Origin of the sequence: Amycolatopsis sp. NPDC047767, assembly GCF_040704195.1 — a bacterium.
GTDB lineage: Bacteria > Actinomycetota > Actinomycetes > Mycobacteriales > Pseudonocardiaceae > Amycolatopsis.
Genome location: NZ_JBEYSJ010000061.1, coordinates 1 through 17,530, shown reverse-complemented (window position 1 = coordinate 17,530; position 17,530 = coordinate 1). Strand labels below are relative to the sequence as shown.

The following is a 17,530-nucleotide window of genomic DNA, read 5'->3' as shown; positions in this document are numbered from 1 at the left end:
CCGGGCCGCGGGTCGTGGTCCGGCCGGGTTCCACCGAGGACCGATGGATGGCTATCCCTACCACCGCGCAGGTGGGTGCAGCTCACCAGGCTGACGACGGTCCTGTGCCTCGGTATGGCGCGCGCGAGCGCATGACAACGAGAGACGTGATCGACTTGCCCGACCTGACTGCCGTGAAGTCCGCTTTGCGGGCGCAGCGGATCGAGACCCCTTCGTGGGCGTTCGGCAACTCCGGCACCCGGTTCAAGGTCTTCACCCAGGCCGGGGTTCCCCGCACGGCCGAGGAGAAGATCGCCGACGCGGCCACGGTGCACCGCTTTACTGGGGTGGCGCCGAGCGTGGCGCTGCACATCCCGTGGGACCGCGTCGACGACTTCGCCGCGCTGCGCGCCTACGCCGAGGACCTGGGCGTGCGGATCGGGGCGATCAACACGAATGTTTTCCAGGACAACGACTACAAGCTCGGCTCGGTCACCAACCCCGACCCCGGGATCCGGCGCAAGGCGACCGACCACCTGCTCGAGGCGATCTCCATCATGGACGCCACGGGTTCGCGTGATCTGAAGCTGTGGTTCGCCGACGGCCTGAACTACCCGGGTCAGGACGACCTGCGCGACCGTCAGGATCGGCTCGCGGCCGCGTTGCGCGAGACCTACGATCGGCTCAGTGAGAACCAGCGGATGTTGCTGGAGTACAAGTTCTTCGAGCCGGCGTTCTACGCGACCGACGTGCCGGACTGGGGCACCTCGTACGCGCACTGCCTCGAGCTGGGTGAGAAGGCGACGGTGTGCATCGACACCGGTCACCACGCGCCGGGCACGAACATCGAGTTCATCGTTGCGTTCCTGCTGCGGGCCGGGAAGCTCGGCGCGTTCGACTTCAACTCGCGCTTCTACGCCGACGACGACCTCATGGCCGGTGCGGCGGATCCGTTCCAGCTGTTCCGGATCATGAACGAGATCGTGCGCGCCGACGCGCTGGATCCGTCCTACGGCATCAATTTCATGCTGGACCAGTGCCACAACATCGAGGCGAAGATCCCGGCGATCATCCGCTCGGTGATGAACGTGCAGGAGGCCACGGCGAAGGCCTTGCTGGTGGACCGCGACGCCCTGCGCGCGGCCCAGCAGTCGGGTGACGTGCTCGGCGCCAACGCCGTGCTCATGGACGCCTACAACACCGACGTGCGGCCGCTGCTGGCCGAGGTGCGCGAGGACGCGGGCCTCGACCCGGACCCGGTCGCCGCCTATCACCGCAGCGGGTACCAGGAAAAGATCATCGCCGAACGAGCCGACGGCCAGCAGGCCGGTTGGGGAGCCTGAGCTGTGTCGAACGAAACGACTGTCGCGGCTGATCTGATTGCCCGTAGCAATGTGCTGGGTGCGGATCCGCGGAACACGAACTACGCCGGCGGCAACACCTCGGCGAAGGGTGAGATGCTCGACCCGGTCACCGCGAAGCCCGTCGAATTGTTGTGGGTCAAGGGTTCCGGCGGTGACCTCGGCACGCTGACGGAGTCCGGGCTGGCCGTGCTGCGCCTGGACCGGCTGCGCGCGCTCGTGGACGTCTACCCGGGTGTGGAGCGCGAGGACGAGATGGTGGCCGCGTTCGACTACTGCCTGCACGGTCGGGGCGGGGCGGCGCCGTCGATCGACACGGCGATGCACGGGCTGGTCGAGGCGGCGCACGTCGACCACCTGCACCCGGACTCCGGCATCGCGCTCGCCACGGCGGCCGACGGCGCGGCGCTGACGAAGGAGTGCTTCGGCGACCGCGTGGCGTGGGTGGACTGGCGGCGCCCGGGGTTCCAGCTCGGGCTGGACATCGCGGCCGTGAAGGAGGCCAACCCGCAGGCGATCGGCGTGATCCTCGGCGGGCACGGGATCACCGCGTGGGGTGCCACCTCCGAGGAGTGCCGGCGGAACTCGCTGGAGATCATCCGCACTGCGGAGAAGTTCTTGGCCGAACGCGGCAAGGCCGATCCGTTCGGCGCCGTGGTGCCCGGTTTCGAAGCCCTCCCTCATGCGGAACGTCGTGCTCGTGCGGCTGTTCTCGCGCCGGTGGTTCGAGGGCTCGCGTCCACTGACGCGATCCAGGTGGGCCACTTCACCGATGCGGATGTGGTGCTGGAGTTCCTTTCGCGGGAGAAGCTCGGGCGGCTTGCGGCGCTGGGCACGTCGTGCCCGGACCACTTCCTGCGCACGAAGGTGCGTCCGCTGGTGGTCGACCTGCCCGCGACCGCGCCGCTGGAAGATGTGGTCGCGCGCTTGAAGGAGCTGCACGCCGAGTACCGCGAGTCCTACCGGGCCTACTACGAGCGGTACGCCACCGCCGACTCGCCCGCGATGCGGGGTGCGGACCCGGCGATCGTGCTGGTGCCCGGCGTCGGCATGTTCTCCTTCGGCAAGGACAAGCAGACCGCGCGGGTGGCGGGGGAGTTCTACGTCAACGCGATCAACGTGATGCGTGGCGCGGAAGCCGTGTCGACGTACGCGCCGATCGCGGAGAGCGAGAAGTTCCGCATCGAGTACTGGGCGCTGGAGGAGGCCAAGCTCAAGCGGATGCCGAAGCCGAAACCGCTGGCCGGGCGGATCGCGCTGGTCACCGGCGCGGGTTCGGGCATCGGCCGGGCCATCGCCGAACGGCTCGCCGCGGAAGGTGCGTGTGTGGCCATCGCCGATCTCAACACCGGGGCGGCCGAAGAAGTCGTGAGTGGCATCGGCGGGCCGGACAAGGCCATCGCGGTCGCGGCGGACGTCACCGACGCGGCCGGTGTCGCGGCGGCGGTCGATGCCACGGTGCTGGCGTTCGGCGGCCTTGACCTGGTCGTGAACAACGCGGGCCTGTCGATCTCGAAGCCGTTGCTGGAGACCACCGAACGCGACTGGGACCTGCAGCACGACGTGATGGCCAAGGGCTCGTTCCTGGTGTCGCAGGCCGCGGCGAAGGCGATGATCGCCCAGGGCCTGGGCGGGGACGTCGTGTACATCTCGTCGAAGAACGCGGTGTTCGCCGGCCCCAACAACGTCGCCTACGGCGCGGCGAAGGCCGACCAGGCCCACCAGGTCCGGTTGCTCGCGGCCGAGCTGGGTGAGCACGGCATCCGGGTGAACGGCATCAACCCCGACGGGGTCGTGCGCGGCTCCGGCATCTTCGCAGGCGGCTGGGGCGCCCAGCGGGCCGCGGTCTACGGCGTGCCGGAGGAGAAGCTGGGCGAGTTCTACGCCCAGCGCACCATCCTCAAGCGCGAGGTCCTGCCCGCGCACGTTGCCGCGGCGGTGTTCGCGCTGACCGCCGGCGACCTGACCCACACCACCGGCCTCCACATCCCGGTCGACGCCGGCGTCGCCGCCGCGTTCCTCCGCTAGCTCAAAGGAGAAACCATGACCGACACGCTCGACCGGCCCGACGTCCGGCTCGCGGTGCGGCTGTGATGCGGTTGGCGGCGGTCGATCTGGGCGCGTCGAGTGGACGCGTGATGGCCGGGACCGTCGGTCCCGGCCACCTCCAGGTCGACGAGGTACGACGATTCCCGAACGGCGCCGTGCGCGCGGGCGGGACCCTGTACTGGGACGCGCGCCGCATCTATCGAGAAGCACTGACGGGGATCGCTCAGGTTCACGAGGGGGGCACGGTGGCGGGCATCGGCATCGACTCGTGGGCCGTGGATTACGGGCTCCTCGATGTTCGCGGCGTGCTGCTCAGCGATCCGGTGCACTACCGCGATTCCCGCACCGACGGGATCGCGCAGCAGGTGCAGCGGACCATCCCAGCGCGGGAGCTGTTCGCCGTGACCGGGCTGCAAGAGCTACCGTTCAACACGCTCTACCAGCTCGTGGCCGAAGGCGAGCGGCTCGCGGCGGCAGAGACGATGCTGCTCATCCCGGACCTGCTCGGCTACTGGCTGACGCGGTCGATCGGGGCCGAGCGCACCAACGCGTCGACGACTCAGCTGTACGACGTGCGAACCGGGACCTGGGCGACCGGGCTCGCCGAGCGGGCCGGAATCCCTGTTCGGTTGCTGCCGCCGCTGCGCGAGCCGGGCGAACTGGTGGGTACGTTGCGCACCGAGGTCGCTCAGGAAAACGGGCTGCCCCAAGTTCCGGTCATCGCGGTCGGCTCCCATGACACCGCCTCCGCGGTGGTCGCGGTGCCGGCTGAACCGGCGGCGAACTTCGCCTACATCTCCTCGGGCACGTGGTCGCTCGTCGGTCTCGAACTCGAGGAGCCGGTGCTCAGCGAGGCGGCACGCGATGCGAACTTCACCAACGAGACCGGCGTCGACGGCACGATCCGTTTCTTGCGCAACGTGATGGGCCTGTGGGTGCTTTCGGAAACGCTACGCACCTGGACCGGGCGAGGTGAACGCGCGAACCTGACGGAGGTATTGGCGGAAGCCGCGCACGCGGTACCACTGGCGGCGGTGGTGGACATCAACGCGCCCGAGTTCCTGCCGCCGGGCGACATGCCGGCGCGGATCGCGGCGGCCTGCCGAAAGACGGGCCAGCGCCCACCCGAGACCAAGGGTGAGATTGTCCGGTGCATTGTGGACAGCCTCGCCCTCGCGTACCGGAGTACTGTCCGCCAGGCAGCTGATCTTGTGGGTCGCAAGGTCGACGTCGTGCACGTGGTCGGCGGTGGTGTCCACAACGAACTGTTGTGTCAGCTGACCGCGGACGCGTGCGGTGTGCCGGTGCTGGCGGGGCCGGTGGAGGCGGCGGCGCTGGGCAACGTCCTGGTGCAGGCGCGGGCACTCGGCGCCGCGGACCTTCCTGATTTGACAGCCATGCGTGCGCTGGTCCGTCGAACGCAGTCGCTGAAGCGCTACGAACCTGCAGGTGGCGACTGGGCGACCGCCGACGCGCGGCTAGCCCGCTTTCGAGATGAACGCGCGGAGGTGAACGCGTGAAGGTCGCCGTGCTCGTGACGTGCATCAACGACACGATGTTCCCCGACACCGGCAAGGCGGTGTTCCGGCTGCTGCGCCGCCTCGGCGTCGACGCCGACTTCCCGGAAGCCCAGACCTGCTGCGGGCAGCCGATGGTCAACACCGGGTACCTCGACGAGGCGGTGCCGGTGGTGCGGGCTTTCGCCGGCGCGTTCGCCGGCTACGACTACATCGTGACGCCGTCGGGCTCCTGCGCGGGTTCGGCGCGCCACCAGCACGCGCTGGTGGCCCGGCGGGCGGGGGAGCCGCGGCTGGCCGAGGCCGGGCCGAAGGTGCTGGAGCTGAGCGAGTTCCTGGTCGACGTGCTCGGGGTGACCGACGTCGGCGCGTATTTCCCGCACCGTGTGACGTATCACCCGACGTGTCACTCGCTGCGCATGCTCGGCGTCGGCGACAAACCGTTGCGGCTGCTGCGCAACGTGCGCGGGCTCGATCTGGTCGAGCTGCCCGCTGCGGAGGAGTGCTGCGGGTTCGGCGGCACGTTTGCGGTGAAAAACGCCGAGATCTCCACCGCCATGGGCGCGGACAAGGCCCGTCACGTCCGTGACACCGGCGCGGAGGTGCTCGTTGCCGGTGACAACTCGTGCCTGCTGCACATCGGCGGCCTGCTCTCGCGCGAGCGCTCCGGCGTGCGGGTGCTGCATCTGGCCGACGTACTGGCCTCGACCGAGGAGGACGCGTGAGTGCCACGTTCGTCGGGATGCCGGCGTTTCCGGTGGCGGCGCGGGAGGCGCTGGCCGACAGCCAGCTGCGCCGCAACCTCGCGCACGCCACCGGCACGATCCGCGCCAAGCGCGTGGCCGTGGTCGCCGAGGTGCCCGAGTGGGAGGAGCTGCGGCTGGCGGGCGCGGCGATCAAGGACAACACTCTGCGCCACCTCGACGAGCACCTGCTCACCCTCGAAGCCGCGCTGCAGGCGCGCGGCGTGACCGTGCACTGGGCGCGGGACGCGGCCGAAGCGTGCGACATCGTCGCGCGGATCGCCCACGGCCACGGCGTCGACGAGATCGTGAAGGTCAAGTCGATGGCCACGCAGGAGATCGGGCTCAACGAGGCGCTGGCCGAGCAGGGCATCACCGCGTGGGAGACCGATCTCGCCGAGCTGATCGTGCAGCTCGGGGACGACCTGCCCAGCCACATCCTCGTGCCCGCGATCCACCGCAACCGTGCGGAGATCCGTGAGATCTTCCGCCGCCGGATGGCCGCGGCCGGCCGGCCCGCACCCGAGGACCTGACCGACGAACCGGCCGAGCTCGCGGGCGCGGCGCGGCTGCACCTGCGTGAGAAGTTCCTGCGCGCCAAGATGGCCGTGTCCGGCGCGAACTTCGCGGTCGCCGACAGCGGGACCCTGGTCGTGGTCGAGTCCGAGGGCAACGGCCGCATGTGCCTGACGCTGCCCGAGGTGCTGGTTTCGGTGGTGGGCATCGAAAAGGTCGTGCCGACCTGGGCCGATCTGGACGTGTTCCTCCAGCTGCTGCCGCGCTCCAGCACCGGCGAGCGGATGAACCCCTACACCTCCGCGTGGTCGGGGCTCACGCCCGGCGACGGGCCGCAGGAGATGCACGTGGTGCTGCTGGACAATGGCCGCACCCGCGCGCTGGCCGACGAGGTCGGGCGCCAGGCGCTGCGGTGCATCCGCTGCTCGGCGTGCCTCAACGTCTGCCCGGTCTACGAGCGCACCGGCGGCCACGCCTACGGCTCGGTCTACCCGGGCCCGATCGGCGCCATCCTCAACCCGCTGCTCAAAGGCGTGGGCGTCGACGAGCAGACCGACTCGCTGCCGTACGCCTCCAGCCTGTGCGGCGCCTGTTTCGAAGCGTGCCCGGTCCGCATCGACATCCCGGAAGTGCTGGTCCACCTGCGCTCCCAGGTCGTGGACGCCCACCGCGGCGGGGCACCGAAACCCGAGGCCGTGGCGATGAAGTCCGCGGCCTGGGTGCTGTCCGACGCCCGGCGGCTCACCCTCGCCGAACGTGGGATGGGCGCGGCGGGCAAGGCGCTGAACCGCTTCGGCCGCGCGGTCCTGCCCGGCGGCCGGCGGGCGGTGCGGCGGCTGCCCTGGCCCGCCTCGCTGTGGACCGGCGCCCGCGACCTGCCCGCACCGCCAACCGAGTCCTTCCGTGCGTGGTGGCGAAAAGGAGGCTGGCGATGACCGCCCGTGAAGCAATTCTGGCTGCGGTCCGTGACGCACTTCGCGATGCCAACCGTGCTGAGACAACGGTTCCGCGCACCTATCGGGCGGCTACGGCTGTGGAGTTCGTGGAGCTGTTCGTTGAACGCGTAATTGACTATCGCGCTGCCCTCACGAGGTGCAAGCGTGCGGAGCTCGAAAGCTCGCTTCGCGCAGCTATGGGGACCGCGCGCAAGGTTCTCCTCCCACCGGGGCTGGAAGTCGAGGTGATTGGCAGCAACCTTGAGGCGACGGTGGCATCCGACGCGCTGGGCAACGCTGACCTGGCTTCGTTCGACGCGGTTGTCACGGCTGCTGCACTGGGGATCGCGACGACCGGAACGCTGGTGCTCGACCACGGCGCGGGGCAGGGGCGAAGAGCGTTGAGCTTGGTGCCGGACGTGCATGTCTGCGTGGTTCGCGAAAGCCAGATCGTCTCCGGCGTGCCACAGGCCGTGGCGATCTTGGACCCGTTGAAACCCCAGACCTGGATCAGCGGACCGAGCGCAACGAGCGACATCGAACTGACCCGGGTGGAAGGGGTTCACGGACCGCGGACCTTGCACGTCATCCTGGTCGCCGACTGAACAGAGGACGGTGGGCCGATGAACGCAACGCTGGAACGCGAAGACATCGCCTTGCTCGCACTCTTCGCGGAAGGGTTGCCCCTGGACATGATCGCGCGAAAGCTGGAGCTTTCAGATCGAACGGTTCGCCGGCGGATGCGCTCGATCTGTGATCGGCTCGGCTTGGCCACGCCCATACAGGCCGTTGTCTGGGCGGCGCGGCGCGGGCTGGTTTGACCACCCGACATGTGTCCGATATAAGGTTTTCGACTGGTTTTGGCGATTGTCAACAGGCTGTCGCGCGAGGGCTGTCCGCATCCGGACAACCTCTTGTCTCCCAGGTGAAATCCTCGTAACCTCAGCCGAAGTTAAAACGATTCATTGCTGAATCCAAGCCGCCTTGCGGTGGGCCTTTCGGGAGTTGCTGTGCGCAACAGTGTTCGTCTTCGTGGTCCTCCCGAATTGCGGACATCACCTGCTTGGCGGCTCGCCGACGCTACGTTCGTCGGCGGCTGACGAAATATGACAACACCCCGACATCGCCTTGTTCGTTTGGGCAGTGGGGTGGATTTTTGTATGCCCGCATAGGCTTTTGAACGTAAGTGTTCGGCTGGTCGCGAGGATTCAGAACTTTCGAAGGATTGTCGACGGTTCCCATTCGGTCTAGCTTGATCATGAATCGTTTCAGCTTCGAGCGGGCGAACAAGTTCGAATCGCGTACCGGATGCGCGTGAGCGTGCGTCCGTCGATCGGGAACGAGGACAAAGATGTCGACGAGCAGACGAGGGTTCCTTCGGGGCGCGGCCGCGGCGGCCATCGGTGCGGCGGGTGTGGCGGCGCTACCGGGAACCGCGGCAGCGGCTGCGACCGGCGAGCTGGAAACCGCGACCGGTCTGGGCGCCGCTGAAGCAGGCGGAGTGGGGTCGGCGCGTCTTGCCGTTCCCCGGCTCGCTTCGGCGCTGGACGGTTCGGACGTGCTGGGCGGGTTCAGAACGCCGCCCGCGGAGGTTCTGCCCCGGGTGTGGTGGCACTGGATGAACCAGAACATCACCCAGGAAGGCATCAAGGCCGACCTCGAGTGGTTCAAGCGTGCCGGGATCGGCGGGATGGTGAACTTCGACGGCGCGGGCCGGGTGCCCGTGGTGGTGCCGAATCCGTTGCCGTACATGTCGGACGGCTGGAAGGCGGCCTTCCGGTACGCCATGCAGCAGGCCGACCGGCTGGGCCTGGAGGCCGACGTCGCCTGTTCGCCGGGGTGGTCGGAAACCGGTGGACCCTGGGTGACGGCCGAAGATGCGATGAAGAAGTACGTGTGGACCGAGACCTGGGTGTCGGGCGGGCAGGGCCAGGTGAAGCTGCCGCAACCACCCGCGGTGGCGGGTCAGTTCGGGGATGCCGCGGCGGCCTCCTCCACCCCTACGCCGTTGCCTGCCTTCTACCGGGACGCGCGCGTGTTCGCCTACCGCGTCCCGAACGGAACGCAGAACCAAGCGGCGCTTGCGCCGAAGGTCTTCGCTAGTGGGCTGCAGGCCGACCCGAAGGCGACTCCGACTTCGAACGGCGACCAGGGTGTCCCACTGGACGTTGCGAAGCTGTCGAACGCCTCGGTCGCCGATGCCCAGTACCTACCCGCGCCCGGCGGCGGCGGGACCTGGGTGCGCTTCGAATACCAGCGCCCGGTCACGGTCACCGGCGTCACCATCGCGACCGGCGCGGCGTTCAGCGGGTGGAACGACGTCGTGGAGTACGGGCCGTCGGCGCAGGTCTACAGCAGCCGCGACGGCCGGCAGTGGACGCTGCTGACACAGGGCATCTACAGCGGGGTGCAGCGCACGCTGTTCGTGCCGCAGACCACGGCGAAGTACTTCAAGGTCGTCTTCGGCCAGAGCTCCACGGCGCCGTCGTCGGCTCCAATCGCCCTGTCGAGCCTGATCCTGCGCACCGTCGCGACGGTGCACGAGTTCGAGGTGAAGGCCGGGTTCGGGCAGACGGCGAACTACTACCACATCGCCACCCCTTCGCAGGGCGGCGCGGCGGCGGTCCGCCGGTCCGACGTCGTCGACCTCACCGGGCGGATGGCCGCGGACGGGACGCTGAACTGGCGAGCGCCGTCCGGCACGTGGGTGGTGGTCCGCCTGGGGTACAGCCTCACCGGCCACCAAAACGGCCCGGCGTCTACGGCCGCGACCGGACTGGAGGTCGACAAGCTCGACGCCGGCCGGGTCCGCAAGTACCTCAACACCTACCTCGACATGCTCGCCGACGCGGCCGGCAAGGACCTCTTCGGCCGCCGTGGCTTGACCGGGCTGCTCAACGACAGCTACGAGGCGGGCTACCAGAACTGGACCGAGTCGCTGCTGGACGAGTTCCGCAAGCGCCGCGGCTACGACCCCGCACCGCACCTGCCAGTGCTCACCGGGGTGCCGGTCGACAGCGCAGCCGACGCCGACAAGTTCCTGTGGGACTGGCGGCGCACGCTCAATGAGCTGCTGGCCCAGAACCACTACCAGGTCATCCCGGCCGAAGCCCACAAACGCGGCCTGCAGCGCACCTACGCCGAGGCGCAGGAGGACAAGCGCGGCTGGTTCGGCGACGACATGGAGATGCGGCAGTACGCCGACTTCCCGATGGGTGCGTCGGGGGAGGCGTTCGCACCGGGGGACCAGTCGTTCGAGACCTACCGGGTCGACACCCGTGGCGCCGCGTCGGTCGCGCACATCTACGGCCGTCCGCACGCCGCAGTCGAGGCATTCACCTTTACCCCGCAGGGCTTCACCCCGAAGGATCTCAAGCCGCTGGCCGACGAAATGCTGGCACAGGGCGCGACCCGGTTCATGATCCACACCTCGGTGCACCAGCCGCTCGACCGCGGTCCCGGCGTCACGTTGAACGGCATCGGCTCGTTCTTCACGCGACTGGAGACCTGGGCCGAGGTGGCGAAGCCGTGGACGACGTACCTGTCGCGGTGCAGCTGGTTGCTGTCTCGGGGCACGCACGTCGCCGACGTCGCATACTTCTACGGACAGGAAGCGCCCGCCACGGGCGTGTGGGGCCGCAGCTTCCGGCAGACCGACCAGCCCGTCGGCTACGACTACGACTTCGTCAACGGCACCGTCATCCTGAACGAGTTGTCGGTGCGCGACGGCCGGATCGTCACCCGGACCGGTCAGGCGTACGCGCTCCTGCAGCTCGGCGGCGATGCTCAGCGCATCACGCTGGCAGTGCTGCGCAAGCTCGCCGGGTTCGTGGACGCCGGCGCGGCGATCGCCGGCCCGAAACCGCTGGGGTCCCCGAGCTTGGCGGATGACGACGCGGAGTTCCAGAAGCTGGCCGCGCGGTTGTGGGGCGATGGCGAGCAGCGTGATCGCGTCGTCGGTGCCGGTCGGGTCTTCAGCGGCGTGACCGCGGCCGAGGCGCTCGCCGAGCTCGGGGTCACCCCCGACTGGACCTTCCGGCTCGACGCCATGGATCCCTTGACCGCCAACGAACCCCTGTGGCTGACGCATCGCCGCACCGACTCGGCGGACATCTACTTCATCGTCAACCGGCGCAACGTGCGCACCACCATTCCCCTGACGCTGCGCTCCGCGGGCAGCGCGGTGGAAAGCTGGGATCCGGTGTCGGGGCAGACCGCATCCATCACGTTCGACGCGACCAGCGGCGCCACCCAGCTGACCGTCGACCTCGGCCCCGCCGACTCGATCTTCCTCGTTATCTCCCACGGCAAGCCCGGGTCGAAGACCGTGGCGGTGGCCGCGGATCGGCAGATCGGCGCGATCACCGGTGCGTGGCAGGTCGACTTCCCGGCCGATCGCGGCGCACCGGCCAAGGCGAACTTCGCGTTCCTCCACTCCCTCACGCAGGAGAGCGACGCGGGGATCAAGTACTTCTCCGGCACCGCCACTTACTCGACGACGTTCGACGCGCCCGCGGACTGGACCAAGGTGGGCGGCCGCGTGATCCTCGATCTGGGGGAGGTGCACGACATCGCCCAGGTCACGATCAACGGCGCCGACGCGGGCATCGCGTGGCGGGCCCCCTATCGGCTCGACATCACCGGTGCGCTTCGCGGCGGCCGCAACACCCTGCAGGTCAAGGTCACCAACAGCTGGTTCAACCGGCTGGTCGGTGATCAGCAGCCCGGGGCCACGCCGGTCGCGAACGTGCAACCGCCGCTGAAGAACATCGCCGCCGGCACGGAACTGAAGCCGGCGGGTCTGCTCGGGCCGGTCCGGATCGTGAACCGTGCGTAGCGCCGCAGAACAAGAACCCGCCCGTCCCCGCTTCCGGCTGAAAGGACTTCCGATGAACCGCCGGCGCCCTGTCCTCACCCTCCTCGCCGTCGCGCTGCTGGCCGTGTCCGGATCGGCGACCGCTGCCGCCGCTCCGAGCAGCTCGGCGAAGCCGACCTCACTCAAGACCGAGAACCTCGCCGACCCGATCGGGATCGACGCCGGCAAGCCACTGCTCAGCTGGGTGCCCGGAAAGAGCTCGACCGGCCAGACGGCCTACGAAATCCGCTCGACCCTGGAGTCCCCGTCTCAGCACGGGAAACGTGACCTCTGGGACAGCGGGAAAGTCCGCTCCACGAGCACCTCGAACGTCCAGTACGCGGGCCCTGCGCTGCACTCGCGCGACCACGTGAGCTGGCAGGTCCGCACCTGGGACGCAACCGGGCGTGTTTCGAACTGGAGTGATCCGGCGAGCTGGGAGATGGGCCTGCTGTCCGCCGCCGACTGGTCTGCGCGCTGGATCGAGAACCCGTCGTACGACTACGCCCAGCCGGACGGCAAGGAAACTCCGCTGCCTGTCTTCGGTAAATCCTTCCCCGTGCACGGAGCGGTTAAGCAGGCCCGCCTCTACACGACCGGGCTTGGTTTGTACGCCGCGACCGTCAACGGCCGGCAGGTCGGCGACGCCGTGCTCGAACCGGGCCAGACCACCTACTCCGCGGAGGTCGACTACCGGACCTACGACCTCACGAAGGCCCTCCGGCCGGGCACGAACACCATCGGCATGGAGACGGGCAGCGGCACCTACCAGCGCGTGAAGACGCCTGGCCGGTACTTCTTCGGCGGCACCCTCGAGCAATATACCGTGTACGGCGAGCCCAAAGTCATCGCGCAGCTCGAGATCACCTACCAGGACGGACGCCGTGACATCGTCTCCAGCGACGGCACCTGGCGGACGGCGCTCGGTGCCACCACCTTCTCCTCGTGGTGGAGTGGCGAAGAGTACGACGCCCGCCGAGCGAGCCAGTCACCGACCTCGGCCGCCGCGCTGAACAACCCCGGCTGGCAGCAGGCGAGCCCGGTCACCCTCACCCAGTCCACGACGCCGCGTGACACCACGCCGTTGCGGGCGAACCCGCGCCCACCGGTCACCGTCGCGCAGACCGTGCAGCCGACCACCATCCGCAAGCTCACCGACGGCTCGTACATCCTCGACTTCGGAGCCAACCGGTCAGGCTGGCCCAGCGTTTCGGTCTCGGGACGCGCAGGTGACACCGTGACGATGATCCCGGCGGAGAAGCTGGCTGCCGACGGCACACTGGACATCGCCAGCACCGGCGCGAAGCCCGGCAGCCAGATCGCCTACCGGTACACGCTTTCCGGGCACGGTAAGGAGACGTGGCACCCGCAGTTCACCTACAGCGGCTTCCGCTACCTGCAGGTGAGTGGTCTTCGCACGGCGCCGGCCAAGGACACCGTGACCGTGGACGTGATCCACGCGGCGAACCCGAGCGCGAGTGACTTCAGCTCGTCCAGCGATGTGCTGAACCAGATCCACGCGATCACCGAGCGGGCGATCCAGAGCAACATGATGTCGGTCATGACCGACTGCCCGGATCGGGAGAAGGGTCCCTACACCGGCGACAACCTGCAGAACCTCGACGCCCTGCTCACCGACTACGACATGTCGGCCTTCGAACCGCAGCTCGTGCGCAACATGGCCACCGCGCAGCGGCAGCCGGGTGACGTGTCGCCGGGCTTGATCGCCAACATCGCCCCCGAGTTCCACCGCGTCGCACCCACCACGCAGACCAAGCCCCAGGGCACCATCGAGTTCCTCGACGAGGTCAACTGGGGTGGTGCCGTGATCCGGATCCCGTGGCAGCTCTACCTCACCTACGGCGACACCCGGACCATGGCGGCCTACTACGACAACATGGTGGCCTGGCTCGACTACGAAGCCCAGAACAAAGCCGCCAACAACGGTGACATTCCCGGGCTCGGTGACTGGTCCGCGACGGACAACACGACGCCGATGCAGCTGGCCATCCTCTCCGGCTACTACACGGCTGCCGACAACATGGCCGACGTCGCCCAGGTCCTCGGGAAGACGGCCGACCACGCCAAGTACACGGCTCTGGCCGCCCAGCTCGCCACGGAGTTCACCACGCGCTTCCGCCACGTCGACGCGACCGGCGTCTACTACGGCAGTGACAGCGAAGCCTCCAACGCGATGGCCCTCGACGCCGGGCTGGTCGCGCCGGCCGAGCGCGCCGCGGTGCTCGACCGCCTCGTGGCGTCGGTGCGCACGGCCGGCAACCACATCACGACCGGCTCGGTCGCCCTCGGACCGCTCTTCCGCGCGCTCGAGGCCGGCAACCGTGACGACGTCGTCTACGACATGGTCGTCAACCCGACCTCGCCCGGCTACGGCTACCTGATCGCCAGCGGCCACACCACGCTGTCGGAGAGCCTGGACGGCGGCGGCTCGCAGAACCACCACTTCCTAGGCGCCGTCGACGCGTGGTTCGTCCGCGGGCTCGCCGGAATCCAGCAGACGGACGGTTCGGTCGGTTACCGCGACCTCACCATCGCGCCCGCGGTCGTCGGGGGTCTGACCCACGCCGAGGGCAGCTACCGGACACCGTACGGCACGGTCAGCAGCGCGTGGACGAACTCCGCGCACGGGTTCCGGCTCCAGGTGACGGTTCCGCCGGGCGCGACCGCCACCGTGCACGTCCCGGCCGCCGCCGGCCGCAACGTCCAGTCCTCTGGACCGGGGGCCCGCCGCGTCGCCGACGCTGTCTACACCGTCGGTGCCGGGCAGTACACGTTCACCGCGACGAACTGATCGTGTGTCCGAGGTGGCCGGCCGGCCACCTCGGACACCGCTCTCCCTGATAACCCCACCCCCAAGGAGACACTCGATGGACGTCACCCGTCGTGCGATGTTGAAGTGGTCCGGAGCGGGGGTCGCCGCCGCCGGTGTCGTGGCGGTGACCCCCGCCGGCCTGGCGGCGGCCGACCCCGCGGCCACGGCGCCGGCCGGCTCGCTCGCCACGCCACCGCCGGCGTCACCTCAGGCTCAGGCAGCCGCGAAGAAGGCCCGGCAGCTCGTGGCGAAGATGACGCTCGAGGAAAAAATCGCCTACTGCCACGGCATTCCGGCCACGAAGGGCTTCACCGGGCACATCCCCGCCAACGACCGGCTCGGTATCCCGGCCCTGCGGCTGGCCGACGGGCCCAGCGGGGTCGGCAACGGATCCACCGGCGTCACGCAGTGGCCGGACTCCAAAGCCCTGGCCGCCACCTGGAACCCCGCGACCGCGACCGACTACGGGAAGGCGTACGGCGCCGAGCAGGCAGCCAAGGGACACAACGTCGCCTTGGCGCCGTGCATCAACATCCTGCGCCTCCCGCACTGGGGGCGGTCGTTCGAGACCTACACCGAAGACCCGTTCCTCAACGGACAGCTCGCGGCCGCCACGATCCGGGGCATCCAGACCAACCACGTCATCTCGACGGTCAAGCACTTCGCCGCCAACAACCAGGAAATCCTGCGCAACTCGATCGACGCCGTGGTCTCCGCCCGCGCGCTGCAGGAGATCTACTACCCGGGGTTCCGGGCCGCCGTGCAGCAGGGCCAGGTCGGCGCCGTCATGACGTCCTACAACAAGGTCAACGGCACCTGGGCCCACGAGAACCGCGTCAACGTCCAGGACACGTTGCGCGACGCGTGGGGCTTCGACGGCATGGTGATGTCGGACTGGGGCGGCACACACAGCACACTCCAGACCGCCAAAGCCGGCTCGGACACCGAAATGCCCGGCGGCACCTACCTCGGCGACGCGCTCAAAGCCGCCGTGCAGAACGGCAGCGTCAGCGAGGCTCAGCTCGACACCATGGCGACCCACGTCCTCACGGCGATGATCCGAGTCGGACTGTTCGATCACCCGTTGCCGGACCCGGCCACGGTCGTCGGCACCGTTGTGTCCACGCCGGAGCACCTCACACTGGCCCGGCGCATCGGCGTCGAAGGCAGCGTGCTGCTGAAGAACAATGGCGTGCTGCCCCTGGCTCGGCCCCGCAGCATCGCCGTGATCGGCAATGCCGCCGACGCCGGTGCGCAGACCCACGGCGGTGGCTCGGGCAGCGTCAACGCCAACGGCACGGTCGTGACCCCGTTGGCCGGGATCCGCGCGCGGGCCGGAGCCACCCCGGTCACCTACGCGCAAGGCACCCTCGGCATCGCCGCGCTGCCGGTCGTACCCGCGGCGGCCTTCGGGTCCGGCCTGACGGCCACCTACTACGCGTCCACCGACCTGACCGGTGACCCGGTGGGGACCGAGACCGTGTCCACCCTGAACGTCACCGCGACGCCGGCAGCGGTCGCGGCCCAGACGGACGGCTGGTCCGCGCGGTACACGGGCACCCTCACCGCCACTGAAGCGGGCGGCTACCGCTTCAGCCTCAGCGTCGGCGGCGTGACGACGCTGAGCATCGACGGAAAGGAGGTGGTCACCGCTCTGCCCGGTCGCGAGGCTGTGCAGAACGGCCTGGTGACCTTGACCGCCGGCAACCACACCATCGAGGTCACCTACGTGTCGGCCGCGCCGGCCGGCGGGCGCGCACCGCGCACGTCGCTGGTACTCGGGTTCCAGGCCGGCTACGACAAGCTCCACCAGGCGGCGGCCGACGCGGCGCGCGCGGCGGACGTCGCCGTCGTTGTGCTGGCCGACCTCACCAGCGAAGGCATGGACCGCTCGACACTCGCCCTGCCCGCCGACCAGAACGAGCTCGTCGCCGCGGTCGCGAAGGCCAACCCGAACACGGTGGTCGTGCTCAACACCTCCGGCGCGGTGCTGATGCCGTGGCTGGGCAGCGTCAAGGCGGTCATCGCCAATTGGTACGCCGGTCAGGAACAGGGCAACGCCCTGGCCGCCATGCTGTTCGGCGACGAAGAGCCGGGCGGCCGCCTGCCCGAGACGTTCCCCGCGACCGATCAGCAGGGGCCCGCCAAAACGACCGTCGAGTTCCCAGGCGACGGCGTGCAGGTGTACTACGACGAGGGGCTGGCCGTCGGCTACCGCTGGTACCAGCACTCCGGCGAAAAGCCGTTGTTCCCCTTCGGTTTCGGTCTGTCCTACACCACCTTCCGCCTCGGCGGTCTGCGCGTCTCCCGCGCGGGGGACGGACTTCGTGCTCAAGCGACGGTCACCAACACCGGCTGGCGGACCGGCTCGGAGGTCGTGCAGCTCTACGTCGCTGCTCCCGACGCCGCGCAGGAACCCTCGCAGCAGCTCAAGGCGTTCACCAAGGTGACGCTGAAGCCGGGCCAGAGTACGACGGTGACGCTCGACGTGCCGCGCGCCGAGCTCGCGGTCTGGCTCAGCCCGAGCACCGGGTGGACCGTGGTGCCGGGCAGCTACTCCGTCGGCGTGGGCACCTCGTCGGCAGATCTCCCGCTCCGAGGTCGCATCGCGGTGTCCTGACCCTCCCGACGCACAGAAGCGGCGCCGAGCTTCCGCCCGATGCGGTCCCCGACGTTGCCCGCCGTGATCAGCAGCCCGGCCAACGCGAACCCGTACCCGTCGGCGATCCAGAGCGCCTGCGT

At 69.2% G+C, this 17,530-nt stretch carries 11 protein-coding genes; 10 read left to right on the top strand and 1 reads right to left on the bottom strand.

From position 1 onward, the window contains the following. Positions 1-146: 146 nt before the first annotated feature. The 10 genes from rhaI to AB0878_RS48030 all read left to right on the top strand — a co-directional run bounded on the left by rhaI (position 147) and on the right by AB0878_RS48030 (position 17,408). Positions 147-1,322, top strand: a complete 1,176-nt coding sequence (gene rhaI / locus AB0878_RS48075; protein WP_366590072.1) for an L-rhamnose isomerase — start codon at positions 147-149, stop codon at positions 1,320-1,322. A gap of 3 nt (positions 1,323-1,325) precedes the next feature. Further along, on the top strand, positions 1,326-3,368 hold the full coding sequence (locus AB0878_RS48070) for a bifunctional aldolase/short-chain dehydrogenase (RefSeq protein ID WP_366590069.1): 2,043 nt from the start codon (positions 1,326-1,328) through the stop codon (positions 3,366-3,368). A 65-nt stretch (positions 3,369-3,433) separates the two neighbouring features. Then, positions 3,434-4,909: a rhamnulokinase family protein gene (locus AB0878_RS48065; protein WP_366590067.1), complete on the top strand. Its 1,476-nt coding sequence runs from the start codon at positions 3,434-3,436 to the stop codon at positions 4,907-4,909. Then, complete coding sequence (locus AB0878_RS48060; RefSeq protein ID WP_366590065.1) at positions 4,906-5,631, top strand: (Fe-S)-binding protein; 726 nt, start codon at positions 4,906-4,908, stop codon at positions 5,629-5,631. Before AB0878_RS48065 ends, AB0878_RS48060 begins: the two co-directional genes overlap by 4 nt. Positions 5,632-5,648: 17 nt before the next feature. Further along, positions 5,649-7,100 (top strand): lactate utilization protein B, encoded by a 1,452-nt coding sequence (locus AB0878_RS48055; protein ID WP_366590100.1) that lies wholly within the window; start codon positions 5,649-5,651, stop codon positions 7,098-7,100. Then, a complete protein-coding gene (locus AB0878_RS48050; RefSeq protein ID WP_366590063.1) occupies positions 7,097-7,705 on the top strand; it encodes an LUD domain-containing protein in 609 nt (202 codons plus the stop codon). The genes AB0878_RS48055 and AB0878_RS48050 overlap by 4 nt, the downstream gene beginning before the upstream one ends. Before the next feature lie 18 nt (positions 7,706-7,723). Next, positions 7,724-7,921 carry a LuxR C-terminal-related transcriptional regulator gene (locus AB0878_RS48045; protein ID WP_366590061.1) on the top strand — a complete coding sequence of 66 codons (198 nt, stop codon included), beginning with the start codon at positions 7,724-7,726 and terminating at the stop codon, positions 7,919-7,921. Between the two features lie 530 nt (positions 7,922-8,451). Then, positions 8,452-11,937, top strand: a complete 3,486-nt coding sequence (locus AB0878_RS48040; RefSeq protein ID WP_366590059.1) for a glycosyl hydrolase — start codon at positions 8,452-8,454, stop codon at positions 11,935-11,937. Positions 11,938-11,989: 52 nt separating this feature from the next. Next, on the top strand, positions 11,990-14,767 hold the full coding sequence (locus AB0878_RS48035; RefSeq protein WP_366590057.1) for a family 78 glycoside hydrolase catalytic domain: 2,778 nt from the start codon (positions 11,990-11,992) through the stop codon (positions 14,765-14,767). A 76-nt stretch (positions 14,768-14,843) separates the two neighbouring features. After that, positions 14,844-17,408 carry a glycoside hydrolase family 3 C-terminal domain-containing protein gene (locus AB0878_RS48030; RefSeq protein WP_366590054.1) on the top strand — a complete coding sequence of 855 codons (2,565 nt, stop codon included), beginning with the start codon at positions 14,844-14,846 and terminating at the stop codon, positions 17,406-17,408. Here AB0878_RS48030 and AB0878_RS48025 read toward each other — a convergent pair. Then, on the bottom strand, positions 17,342-17,530 hold a 189-nt coding region (locus AB0878_RS48025), incomplete at its 5' end, for a hypothetical protein (protein ID WP_366590111.1). The two genes, AB0878_RS48030 and AB0878_RS48025, sit on opposite strands and share 67 nt — an antisense overlap.